The sequence below is a fragment of the Shewanella sp. SG44-6 genome (genome assembly GCF_014164185.1).
GTDB lineage: Bacteria > Pseudomonadota > Gammaproteobacteria > Enterobacterales > Shewanellaceae > Shewanella > Shewanella vesiculosa.
Genome location: NZ_JACJER010000045.1, coordinates 1,578 through 14,826, shown reverse-complemented (window position 1 = coordinate 14,826; position 13,249 = coordinate 1,578). Strand labels below are relative to the sequence as shown.

At 40.3% G+C, this 13,249-nt stretch carries 11 protein-coding genes; 1 reads left to right on the top strand and 10 read right to left on the bottom strand.

Annotated elements, in window-relative coordinates:
• Positions 1–23 precede the first annotated feature (23 nt).
• A complete protein-coding gene (gene serB / locus H5185_RS10120; protein ID WP_182722043.1) occupies positions 24–1,010 on the bottom strand; it encodes a phosphoserine phosphatase SerB in 987 nt (328 codons plus the stop codon).
• A 162-nt stretch (positions 1,011–1,172) separates the two neighbouring features.
• Here serB and H5185_RS10115 point away from each other — a divergent pair, with 162 nt between their 5' ends.
• Entirely contained in the window at positions 1,173–1,850 is a 678-nt protein-coding gene (locus tag H5185_RS10115) for an AhpA/YtjB family protein (RefSeq protein WP_124017621.1), read from the top strand.
• A gap of 67 nt (positions 1,851–1,917) precedes the next feature.
• On the opposite strand, the gene deoD is transcribed toward H5185_RS10115, so the two are convergent.
• From deoD to H5185_RS22935, 9 genes are all read right to left on the bottom strand, one after another.
• Complete coding sequence (gene deoD / locus H5185_RS10110) at positions 1,918–2,628, bottom strand: purine-nucleoside phosphorylase (protein ID WP_059746461.1); 711 nt, start codon at positions 2,626–2,628, stop codon at positions 1,918–1,920.
• Between the two features lie 103 nt (positions 2,629–2,731).
• On the bottom strand, positions 2,732–3,949 hold the full coding sequence (locus H5185_RS10105) for a phosphopentomutase (RefSeq protein WP_124017622.1): 1,218 nt from the start codon (positions 3,947–3,949) through the stop codon (positions 2,732–2,734).
• An 11-nt stretch (positions 3,950–3,960) separates the two neighbouring features.
• A complete protein-coding gene (deoA, locus tag H5185_RS10100; protein WP_124017623.1) occupies positions 3,961–5,292 on the bottom strand; it encodes a thymidine phosphorylase in 1,332 nt (443 codons plus the stop codon).
• 126 nt (positions 5,293–5,418) lie between these two features.
• Entirely contained in the window at positions 5,419–6,192 is a 774-nt protein-coding gene (gene deoC, locus H5185_RS10095; protein ID WP_124017624.1) for a deoxyribose-phosphate aldolase, read from the bottom strand.
• A gap of 376 nt (positions 6,193–6,568) precedes the next feature.
• Complete coding sequence (locus H5185_RS10090; protein WP_182742015.1) at positions 6,569–7,408, bottom strand: outer membrane protein OmpK; 840 nt, start codon at positions 7,406–7,408, stop codon at positions 6,569–6,571.
• 356 nt (positions 7,409–7,764) lie between these two features.
• Positions 7,765–9,027 carry a NupC/NupG family nucleoside CNT transporter gene (locus H5185_RS10085; RefSeq protein ID WP_182697867.1) on the bottom strand — a complete coding sequence of 421 codons (1,263 nt, stop codon included), beginning with the start codon at positions 9,025–9,027 and terminating at the stop codon, positions 7,765–7,767.
• A 177-nt stretch (positions 9,028–9,204) separates the two neighbouring features.
• Positions 9,205–9,966 carry a TatD family hydrolase gene (locus tag H5185_RS10080; protein ID WP_182722044.1) on the bottom strand — a complete coding sequence of 254 codons (762 nt, stop codon included), beginning with the start codon at positions 9,964–9,966 and terminating at the stop codon, positions 9,205–9,207.
• A gap of 288 nt (positions 9,967–10,254) precedes the next feature.
• Positions 10,255–11,826 carry a peptide chain release factor 3 gene (gene prfC / locus H5185_RS10075; protein ID WP_182742014.1) on the bottom strand — a complete coding sequence of 524 codons (1,572 nt, stop codon included), beginning with the start codon at positions 11,824–11,826 and terminating at the stop codon, positions 10,255–10,257.
• A 301-nt stretch (positions 11,827–12,127) separates the two neighbouring features.
• The coding region (locus H5185_RS22935) for a phage tail protein (protein WP_259396202.1) at positions 12,128–13,249 on the bottom strand (1,122 nt) is incomplete at its 5' end.

The following is a 13,249-nucleotide window of genomic DNA, read 5'->3' as shown; positions in this document are numbered from 1 at the left end:
ATTTAGTCGGTAAGCGCCAATCGTTAAAGCTGTAAACAAAAAACCAATGCTCGTAAGTCGATATTTTGTATTGATGCATCTGCGGCTTCAATTAACTTAGGCTTTGCATGAAATGCTATCCCCAAGTCTGCGGCCTGAATCATTGGGATATCATTAGCACCATCACCAATAGCCACTCGCTGGCCTGATGCGATAGTCCATTGTTGTGCACATTGACTCACCACATTAGCTTTATATTGCGCATCAACAACATCACCAGTGACTTCACCGGTTAGCTTGCCATTAACAATAACCAGCTCATTGGCAAAGGCAGCATCAAGATTAAGTAACTGCTTTAAGTGGCCAACAAAAGGTGTAAAACCACCGGAAGCAACCACCAGTTTCCATTGATGCGCTTTTAACTCGGCTAGCATGGTTTCAAGACCGGGCATTAAAGGCAAGGTATCACATAACTGCTGAATAATCGCCGCATCAGCCCCGGCAAGTTTGCTCACTCGCAGCCTTAAAGACTGCTCAAAATCTAACTCTCCACGCATTGCACTTGCGGTTACTTTTGCCACTTCGTCGCCAACACCAGCCATGGCAGCCAGTTCGTCAATACACTCAATTTCAATGGCTGTGGAGTCCATATCCATGACGAGCAATCCAGGTTGATTTAGACGTGCTAGCGGTTGTTGAATAAGCACAATTTCAGCTGGAATGTTATGTGGAAATGATGCTATCCATTGCTCATCCACGGTCTGAGTTGCTAGTTCAAAGCCAAATAAATCATTCTGTCTCACAAGCTTAGCGACATGAGCATCGGTTGATATTGAAGAGAGCCATGACTCAATCTCACTTGAGCATTCGCCATTAAAAATAACTCGGCAACGGTAAGGTAAATGAGCTTGCAAGCTCAATAAATATTCTGACTCTTGATAGCGATATAACACACTGCCTAGATGTTGGTATGTATCACAAGTATCTGAAAATAAGAAGTTTAATAAAGCGTTATCACATTTTTCCAGCATCAATACGGCCTCTTAGAATGTTACGACTATCTACTGACAAATTTTTCGATTAGTATAGCTTTTTGATAATTCTCTGTAATTGGATTGGTACTGAGTGCTTGTTAGACAAATAATGCATCCAAAACAGCCCCCAATTAAATAGAAAAAACCCTGAGGATTAAAGTGATTTTTGTTAAAGGTCTTAAGAAAAGACAAAAAATCAGCAGGATTGTGCAAATTATCGTGGCAATAGTGCTGATCTTCGGCCTAATCTATTTGTGGCAATCGAGTTTACGTAATGGTCAAAAATTACTAAATTCGCAGACAAAAGTAATGGCAAGACTATTAGCACAACAAGCTGCTAATGGTGCAGCTCCTGCAATGTATTTACAAAATGATGAGCAGCTTCAATGGCTTGCCTCTGCGCTGGCTGCTGACCCTAAAGTTATGTCGGTCAATATCTATAATTCTCAAGGCGTCAGATTGGCCTTCGCCCAGAGCGTCTCTTATGAAAAACTAGAAGCTGATTCAGAAATATTAAAAGGCTTATTAAAACCATATCCTCCGTTAATTGAAAATGTCATCCAGGATGAAAACAATTTAGGCTATGTTGAAGTACGTTTGAATCTTGATATCTTTTTTGACGAAATCAAAATATTGCATGAACAAAACATGCAATTACAACAGATGATGTTGATTGTTGCTGGTTTTATTGGTTTGCTATTATCGCGAGCATTATCATTTAAGCGTGCCGATTTTGATCGACGTAAGACCCAAGCTAAGTTGCGTAAAAAGCCTAAGAAGATCGCCTTGGTAAACGCTGACGAGCCTAAAAGTGGCCCACAAGAACCTAAAACGTAGAGAATAAAATTACAGACATAAAAAATGGGCACTCTAATGAGTGCCCATTTTCATTTATAACGTTTGATTATAGCGTTAATGCTGCATCTAAGGTCATAATAATCATGTCGCTGAATGTGGTTTGACGTTCATCAGATGTGGTTTTTTCACCAGTACGGATGTGGTCAGATACAGTAACAACACACAAGGCTTTAGCACCTAATTCATGTGCAACACCATATAAACCAGCGGCTTCCATTTCGACACCTAGAATGCCCATTTTTTCCATAACATCAAACATTTGAGGATCTGGAGTATAAAATAGGTCGGCAGAGAAAACGTTACCAACACGGATTTTAGTGCCGTGCGCTTTAGCTGAATCAACAACTGCACTGAGCAAGCTGTAATCTGCAATGGCAGCAAAATCGTTATCTTTGAAACGTAAACGGTTCACTTTAGAATCAGTACATGCACCCATACCGATAATCACATCGCGTACTTTTACGTCAGTGCTGATTGCGCCACAAGTACCTACACGGATTAAGTTCTTAACCCCGTAGTCTTTGATAAGTTCGTGTGCATAGATTGAACAAGATGGGATACCCATACCTGAACCCATAACAGAAATACGCTTACCTTTATATGTACCGGTAAAACCGAGCATATTACGCACATCAGTCACTTGCTCAACATTTTCTAAAAATGTTTCAGCTATGTATTTTGCACGCAATGGATCGCCAGGAAAAAGTACCGTTTCAGCAAAAGCACCTTCTACAGCATTAATATGTGGTGTAGCCATGTTTATAACCCCTATGTTTCTATTTTATTTTGTGTTGCTTAATCTTGTTTGTAGTTTAGCAAAACCATTAACCTTTATATAGAACCGTCGTTTGAAAATGTGACTAATTAATAAAAGATTTACCATAATCCATCGGTTCTAGCTTGAAATAACTCGCAATAGATTGACCGATATCGGCAAAAGATTGACGACGACCTAGTGAACCGGCAGATAAACCGGCGCCATAGGCAAGAACAGGAACACGCTCACGAGTATGCTCAGTGCCAACCCAAGTAGGATCACAACCATGATCAGCGGTGAACACAACTAAATCTTCAGGTTGTAGAATAGCCAAGAGTTCAGGTAAACGTGAATCAAAGTATTCAAGAGCTTTAGCATAACCAGCGGTATCGCGACGGTGACCATAATGAGAGTCAAAATCAACAAAGTTAGTAAACACTATAGTGTTATCACCAGCACGTTTAATTTGTGCTAAGGTTTCATCGAATAACTCTTCAAGTCCGGTCGCTTTAAATTGCTGCGTAATACCACTATGAGCATAGATATCAGAAATCTTACCAATACTAACCACTTCACCACCGGCATCTTTCAACTTATCTAATACGGTCGGTGCTGGAGGTAATACGGCATAATCATGACGATTACCGGTACGGGCAAAATCAGCAGCACTAGTACCAATAAATGGACGGGCGATCACACGGCCAATATTATAAGGTTCTAACTCTTCACGGGCTATTTTGCACAAGTTGTATAAATTTTCTAAGCCAAAACTTTCTTCATGACACGCTATTTGGAATACAGAGTCTGCAGAGGTGTAGAAAATAGGCTTGCCTGTTTTCATGTGCTCTAGGCCTAACTCTTCAAGAATTTGAGTCCCCGAGGCGTGGCAATTGCCTAAGAACCCATCTAAACCAGCACGTTGAAGAATTTTATCAGTGAGTTCTTTAGGAAATGAGTTGGTTAAATCACTAAAATAACCCCACTCATAAAGAACAGGAACCCCTGCCATTTCCCAGTGACCGCTTGGCGTGTCTTTGCCCGAGCTTAATTCGTCAGCATGGCCATAAGCACCGATGATTTCGACGTTATCAGCAAATCCAGCAGCAAATTTACCAGTACTTTCAAAACCAGCATGGCCTAGGCCAAAGCGAGCAAGATTAGGTAACTTCAATGGACCTTGACGGCCGATATCCGCTTTGCCATCAGCACAAGCTTGCGCGATGTGACCAAAGGTATCAGAACCAAGATCGCCGAACTTATCGGCATCAGTTGCGGCACCGACACCAAAAGAGTCGAGCATTAAAATAAAAGTACGTTTCATTATGTGTTTCCTTATAAATCTGAAGCGCGAATATAACGATATATTTCAGGCGTCTTCTGTGGCGCACTGTCGCCAATAATAATGGCTTGTTGGACAGCTGCGGCAGCTTCGGCGAAAGCATCTTCAGATTGAGCATGGATCATCGCTAACGGTACATCTTTGTTAACTTCCTGGCCCAATGCACATACTTGGGTTAATCCAACACTGTAATCGAGTGCATCACCAGGTTTGCGACGTCCACCACCTAAGGTGACGACGGCTAAACCAAGTTCTCGGGTATCCATTTGGTATGCAAAACCTGATGTATTGGCATACACAGGGCGAATGATTTTCGCATGAGGTAGATACTTATCATATGCCTCAACAAAATCGGTTGGGCCACCTAAACCAGATACCATTTTAGCAAAAGCTTCAGCTGCTTTACCATTATCTAATACAGCGTTTAGCTTATTACGCGCTTCGGCTTCATTCTGTGCAATACCACCCAAAATGAGCATTTCGGCACATAATCCCATGGTGACAGCATATAAACGAGGATTACGATATTGACCCGTTAAAAAGTTTATCGCTTCACGCACCTCAACAGCATTACCAGCACATGATGCTAAAACTTGATTCATGTCAGTTAACAATGCCGTTGTTTTGGTACCTGCGCCATTAGCAACGGCAGTAATACTGCGGGCTAATTCTTCAGATGCTTCATAGGTAGGCATAAATGCCCCGCTGCCCACTTTGACATCCATTGCCAGAGCGTCTAGTCCTGCGGCTAATTTTTTAGACAAAATAGATGCGGTAATAAGTGAGATTGACTCAACCGTTGCGGTATTATCGCGAATTGAATAAAAACGTTTATCGGCAGGGACTAGATCACCAGTTTGACCAATAATGGCTACACCAGCGTCTTTAACGACTTTGCGGAATAATTCACTTGAAGGTTCAGTTTGATAACCAGGAATAGCATCAAATTTATCTAACGTTCCACCAGTATGGCCTAAGCCACGGCCAGAAATCATTGGTACATAACCACCACATGCCGCAGCCATAGGGCCAAGCATTAGGCTGATGACATCACCAACACCACCAGTGCTGTGCTTATCGATAATAGGGCCATTAAGGCCGAGTGAATCCCAATTTAATACAGTGCCGGAATCACGCATTGCAATCGTTAAGGCAATTCGCTCATCCATATTCATATCTTTGAAATACACAGCCATACCAAATGCGGCAATTTGCCCTTCAGAAACAGTGTTATGAGTGATGCCATCTACAAAAAATTGAATTTCGGCAGTGCTTAATGCATCACCGTTACGTTTTTTACGGATAATCTCTTGAGCAAGAAACATATAGAGTCCCCATGAGGCAATCCAACACCTTTAGGATCGCCATTAATATCAAGAATGTCATTCAATGATGACGCTTTGCATAACGATGATTCGTTATGCAAAGTGGCTGTTAATACATTATGCCAATTAGTAACCTGAAGTCGGTTTCGGTGCTTCAGTTAGCTCTAATGTATGCAGCAAGCTATTTAATAAGCTAGAAGCACCAAAGCGGAAAGTCTGTGGACTAACCCAATCAGCACCCAAAATACGCTCAGCCAAATCTAAAAACTCTGCTGTTTGAGCCGCATCACGCACGCCGCCAGCAGGCTTAAAACCAACTTGACGATCTTTTTCGCTGATCACGGTCAACATAATTTCAGCCGCTTCAAGAGTGGCATTAACCGCCACTTTACCGGTTGATGTTTTAATAAAGTTAGCGCCAGCATCAATTGATAATTCAGAAGCTTTACGAATAAGAGCAGGATCTTTTAACTCACCAGATTCGATAATGACTTTCAACAATACATCATCACCACACTCTTCTTTACACGCTTTAACCAGTTCAAAGCCAACAGTCTCATTACCTTCCATTAATGCACGGTATGGAAATACAACATCAACCTCATCGGCACCATAAGCAACGGCAGCACGAGTTTCTAATACAGCGATAGCGATATCATCATTACCGTGTGGGAAGTTAGTCACAGTCGCAATCTTAATGTCTTCACAATCAAGCTCATTAAGGGTTTTACGTGCAATAGGAATAAAGCGAGGATAAATACAAATCGCAGCTGTATTACCAGCAGCAGACTTCGCTTTATGGCATAAGTCGATCACTTTTTGATCGGTATCATCGTCATTTAATGTGGTTAAATCCATTAATGAAATACCGCGTAACGCTGCTTTTTTTAAATCAGTCATAATTGCTCTCCGAAACGAAAAATCAAAGTCGATAATTTTTTTTCAGGCAACACTATAGAATGGGCATATGATTATTATTATGGCCGGGCCTTCAGTGTTGCCAGTAAATCTAGATAATATTTACTAACCTAAGTATTCAATCTGATAACGAGTACCACGACTTGAATCCTTGAAGACCGGAAAAGAAAAAACAAAGACATTTGTTTCAACAATTCCGCGAAAAATCCATTTTAGCGCGTAAAGATAAAACTTTGTAGAGTACAAACCTTTATATAAAAACATTGTTAACTTAATAGTTTTAAATAAAAATTCGCGGCTGTCTTATAGTGGAAAAGTTAGAGCCGCAAATGCGACTCTAACATGCACTATACCTATCTTAGAACTTGTAAGTTGCTGTTAGGTAATGTGACCAACCTGTAGATTCTAGGCCAACGATTCCGCCTTCATCTTCAAGTAGGTATACGACTTTGAAGCCTTTTAAGCCATAACCAAGAGCGTAACGATCTGAGTGCCAGTATAGACCAAAGAAGATGTTACCACCGCTTGAAGTCTTAGGAACGAACATGTCGTCAACTGCGTCTGCACCAAATTGATAATCAACATAACCTTGGAATGACAAGAAGCTCTTGTTATCAAAGAAGTAGAAAGGTTTGAACCAGTTAGCTGAGAACTGATATCCGTTCCACTCTTTAGCATTCATGTCGTAGAAACCGTAAAGGTTCATACCAGTTTTGCCTAACCAAGGTACATTTACGTCAGCACCAACACCCCAGAATGTAGAGTTAACGCCTTCGCCGTTAAGACCATCCCAGTTAAACAAAGTAGAGAAATATACTTCTTGGATTGGGCCAAAAGATAAATCTTTACCTGTAATAGCATCGATAGAGAAACGTGGAGCAAACTTCATAAACAATTTGCTAGTGCCAGAACCTGGGTTCTTGTCACCATTGTCAGACGTTTCATTAGCTAAGTTAAATACATCAACATAACCGTATAAATCTACAACACCAGAACGACCACCAAACTCCATTTCTAGGTAGTTATGTTGATCACCTGAAGCTGGGTTATCTGGCTTTTCACCGATAGAGTACATAGCGTTAAACTGCATCCACTTGTAATCAGTACCGTGAAGATCGCTGCGGTCTGCAGCAAAAGCATTACCAGAAATAGCAGCAACTGTTGCACCGGCTAAAGCTAACATTTTTACATTTTTCATCATCAACCCCATGTATATTATTAAACTATCTTCGTGGATAGCACTTCTTTTTTAATCATTCGCATTTTACCGTTACTGATATTAATCTCAATATTTAATCGATAAAAAACGAATACAAAATTCTTTTTTGTGAACAATGTCGCGACTATTTGTCTACACTCTATTCACAATTTGACATTTTAATTTTGACTAGAGGATTTAATACATCCTCTTTCGCAATCAATAAAACGGCATAACTTCGTATTGGGAAACGGTGGATTAACACAAAATCAATAACAACTTTATTATAAACTGGGTCTTTAATATGGATTAAGCTAAAGACCCAGTTATTGGGGTATTCCCCCCTGGACTTACTCTTAGATAGCTAAGAATAAACCGGCTAATGTCGCGCTCATTAAGTTAGCTAATGAACCAGCGATAACAGCACGGATACCTAATTTAGCAAGGTCATGGCGACGTGAAGGAGCCATAGCACCTAAACCACCAAGTAAAATTGCAATTGAAGATAAGTTAGCAAAACCACATAGGGCGAAAGAGATAATCGCTTTAGTGCGGTCAGACATCATGACACCAGTTTCTGCTACAACTTTGAAACCTTCTGCTGAAGCATCAAGTAGATACGGAGCAAAATTTAAGTAAGCAACAAATTCGTTAACAACAATCTTTTGACCGATGAAAGAACCAGCAACAAGCGCTTCATTCCAAGGTACACCGATTAAGAATGCTAGAGGCATAAAGATATAACCAAGGATGAGTTCAAGAGTAATACCCTCTAAACCGAACCAACCCGTTACACCACCGATGATACCGTTGATCATGGCGATTAAACCAACGAATGCGATCAACATAGCACCAACGTTTAATGCTAAATGCATACCTGATGCAGCACCTGAAGCAGCAGCATCTAACACGTTTGCTGGCTTATCAGGATCATCTGGTAAATCGTCCATTTCGTTAATAGCAGCTTCTGTTTCGGGGTGCATCAATTTAGCCATTAACAGACCACCAGGAGCAGCCATGAATGATGCAGCAACTAAATATGCAATTGGAACACCCATTTGCGCGTAACCAGCTAATACAGAACCTGCAATAGAAGCTAGACCGCCCACCATGATGGCGAATAATTCAGATTGTGTCATTGTCGCAATAAACGGACGCACAACTAATGGTGCTTCAGTTTGACCAACGAAAATGTTCGCTGTTGCTGACATTGATTCAGTGCGGCTAGTACCGAGTGCTTTTTGTAAAGCGCCACCGATAATACGGATAACCCACTGCATAATGCCTAAATAGTAAAGCACTGCAATTAGAGAAGAGAAGAAAATAATGACAGGTAATACGTTGATGGCAAAAATAAAACCAACTTTAAAGTTAGCTAAATCACCAAATAAGAAGCTAGTACCGGCTTGTGCATAACTAATCACACTTGATACCGCATCTGAAACACCTTTCAGAATATCTTTACCGACTGGAACATATAAAACAAAACCAGCGAAGAATGCTTGAATAGCTAAAGCACCACCGACAGTACGAACATTAATTGCTTTTCTATTATTTGATAGTGCAAAACCTATCAATAGTAAGGTGACCACCCCTACTAAACTCATTATTATATCCATTAATCATCACCCTTTTGTTAACAGTTTTTTTGAATGTTGTTAACTCACCTAATTTCCGCTGACGATTATAACTGAGCGTGAAACGAAAAGCGTCGTTTTGATCAAGTTTTTAAACTTTAATTTCAAACCCTTACGACATTAAAAACAATTAATAATGTTGTGTTCATAAAAAAACAATTAAAGCTCAAACAGTTGCAAAGCATTTTTATTCAACTGTTCTAATATACAGACAGTGGTTTTTTTCTTTAAAAATGCGATTTCGGACACAATTCGAGGCAATATAAGGGGAGTATTTCGTGATTTAGGTTGATCAAACGGAGGCATGCTAGGTGAATCTGTTTCTAATAAAAAGTGTTCTAAGGGTAAATTAACCACTGTTTCACGGAGCTTTTTCGCACTAGGATTGAGTATTAAAGCACCAACACCTAATTTAAAACCGAGCGAAACATAGCGTTTGGCTATATCACTGTTGCCATAAAAACCATGCACCACACCACCCTTTATCAATTTAAAACGCGCTAACATTGTCAATAATTGTTGATGCGCTTTCACGGCATGTAAAATGACAGGCAATTGATAATTTTGTGCCAGTAATAATTGTTTTTCAAGTAACAACAATTGGTTATCTGACCAGTGATGCAATTTATCTAGGCCACACTCTCCAATCGCCACCAAACGCTTATTATTGCTATATTGCTGTAACATTGTATCAAGCTTCATTATCGCTGCATCAATGTCGTCTGGGACAAACCAAGGATGAATTCCAAGCGAAAAATAACAATCAAATTTATCTGCAATATGAATTTGCTGCTGCCACTTTTCTGCTGATACTCCCGGTAAAATAACCGAAGTAATACCACTTTCATGCATAGCATCAAATAATTGTGTTCTATCATTATCAAACTCTGCCATGTCGAGATGTGCATGGGTATCAATCATAAGATCACGCTCTGCTATTACTGATATTAATTACGGATATCATGTTAAGTGACAATAGACTCATATATTGACATACCACGCCCATGATCGCTCATCCTTGGTGCACAACTGAATTTATTTTTCTGTGTCAACGTCATCTCAGCGTTCCATAAGATGCAATTTTGCCAAGATGTTACCAATAAAAGCTTAAAAACAGCTTTGTTAAGTCAAATATCTACTTAAAAATAGTAATAAAAAAGGCGGCAAAGCCACCTTTTACTAACACATCCGAAACATTTACTATAACAATTAATGCTCTCGAGTTTTGGCAAACTCAATATCAGGATAACGTTCCATTGATAGGTTTAAATTCACCATAGTAGGCGCAATATAGGTAAGATTATCACCACCATCAAGGGCTAAATTCTGACTACACTTACGACGGAACTCTTCTAGTTTACGCTCATCTTTGCAATACACCCAGCGAGCAGTACTCACACTGATACCTTCGTAAATGGCTTCGACGTTGTATTCACTTTTTAAGCGTCCAACAACCACTTCAAACTGCAGCACACCAACCGCTCCAACAATTAAATCGTTAGAGTCTAGAGGTCTAAAGACCTGCACAGCGCCTTCTTCAGATAATTGCACTAGTCCTTTGAGGAGCTGCTTTTGTTTCAGTGGATCTTTTAAACGAATACGGCGGAACATTTCTGGAGCAAAGTTAGGAACACCCGTAAAGCGAAACTTTTCGCCTTGGGTAAAAGTATCACCAATACGCATGGTGCCGTGATTATGTAATCCAATAATATCACCAGGATATGCCGCTTCAGCACGAGCACGATCCCCTGCCATAAAGGTTAATGCATCACTGACATTAACATCTTTACCAATGCGAACATGGTGCATTTTCATGCCTTGCTCATACCGACCCGAGCAAACACGCATAAAAGCAACGCGGTCACGGTGTTTAGGGTCCATGTTGGCTTGAATTTTGAAGATAAATCCTGAGAACTTTTCTTCATCAGGCGTCACGTTGCGTGCATCACTTTCACGCGGTAACGGCTTAGGTGCCCACTCGACGATACCGTCTAGAATATGATCGACACCAAAGTTACCCAAGGCTGTGCCGAAGTAAACAGGGGTCAGCTCACCTTTAAGAAAGGCTTGTTGATCAAATTCATGTGAAGCACCAGCAACCAGCTCCATTTCATCACGAATGTCAGACGCATAAGAGCCCAGTACTTTATCAAGCTCAGGATTGTGCAATCCTTTAATAATACGTTCTTCTTGAATGGTATGACCCATACCACTTTGGTATAAAATAACTTCATCACGTAAAATGTGATATACACCTTTAAACTCTTTACCTGAACCAATAGGCCAAGTAATAGGGGCACAAGCTATCTTTAAAATCGCTTCAACTTCATCCATTAACTCTATAGGATCGCGAATATCACGGTCACATTTATTCATGAACGTCACAATAGGCGTATCGCGTAAACGGGTCACTTCCATTAATTTAATGGTTCGATCTTCAACACCTTTAGCGGAGTCAATCACCATTAAACACGAGTCGACCGCAGTCAGGGTACGATAAGTATCTTCAGAAAAGTCTTCGTGACCAGGTGTATCAAGTAAATTGATTAGTGCGCCACCGTAAGGAAACTGCATAACAGAGGTGGTAATAGAAATACCACGATCTTTTTCCATTTCCATCCAGTCAGATTTAGCATGTTGACCAGACTTTTTGCCTTTTACCGTGCCAGCCTTTTGTAAGGCATTTCCGAATAAAAGTACTTTTTCGGTGATGGTGGTTTTACCCGCATCGGGGTGCGAAATGATGGCAAAAGTTCGTCTTCTATTGATTTCATTAGACATTTTACTTGGTACTACTTCTTAATCTGATTATTTGTACGCATACTTGTACACAATAATAAAAGTGACTTAGTTTTCTTCTTTTTGGTTTTGATTAAAAGAAGCGCTATAAATGATAATTTTGCGAACATTATACGCTGAACCTTTAACAACAGCAAAATAGCGATACAACTGAATTTATTATTTTTCAATTTATTGCTTTCATACCCAAAACCTTTCAATATTTTTGTAGGCAATGTGGCAAGCATAATTTTTCCTTAGATATAAAAAGGCCTGAGATATTCAGGCCGGTTAATTGATTAAGTTATTGCTCTGTCGATATTATTGAAAATACTTGGCTGATAACATTTTGAGGTACGTGGTACCTTGAAGCAGAAGTAATTTCGACTCGGTAACTAAAATCACTGCTTGATGAATACCCATCTGCAAACGTTGATGAACCTGAACAAATCTCAGTAACATCATATCTGCCAGTTTCTGAATTTAAACGACTAGTTGTGGTCCCATTAAAAGTACCATTAGTTATAGTTACCCAAGACCCAGAACCTACCTTTCTTTGTAACCTCCACCCAACGCTAGGCTGTACCATTGTGCCAGGTGATGATTTTGAGCTAGTAGCTTCCAGTGAATACGAAATAACAATGTTTTTACTTTTATTATTTGTGCCAAATGGGCCAATTTCTACGGGGTAAAGTCCAACGGTATAAATATTTTTATCTGAGGTAGACACTCCATTTTTCAGAACTCCAGCACTGAGCGAACCACCAAAATATGCATCACCAAATTTCGTACGATAAGTTATAGCATTTGATTTAGTGCAGTTTGCTATATTGCCAACATCTGGACCAAACCAATCGATAAACTCATTATTGGCGCCAAAGCCTGGTCCATAAACTGATAAGTACCCTCCCTCGCGTTGGATCAGTGTTTTATTTTGTAATTCTCCAATAAAGGCTGAATTCATAAAAACCTGACCATTTTCTACAACAAATGGAGTTGTAATAGTCGACGCCCCAGAAATTTTATTAATTATGGCAAATCTATCTGCAGTAAATAAAACCTGTGATTGCATACCTACTGGCGAATTCTCTACGCCGATCGCCATGCCTGCACCATAGTATTTACCGTCGGCAGTTACCCCTACTTTAACTGAGTACATGGCTTGCAATTTGCCATCTAACTGAGCTAACGCGGTCGAGGTTTGCTGAACAGCAGATGCATTATTACCTGCTGACGCTTGGACGGTATCTACTCGTTGACCTAAGGCACTATCCGCATTCGCTCGAGCGGTTTGCTCCGTTTGAATTGCGGCAGTATTTTGAGTCGCTTTAGTATTGGCTGCAGTGGCGCTGGCTTGAACTGTTGTGATGTTTTGCGCTAAGGCACTATCTGCGTTCGCTCTAGCGGTTTGCTCGGTCTGAATTGC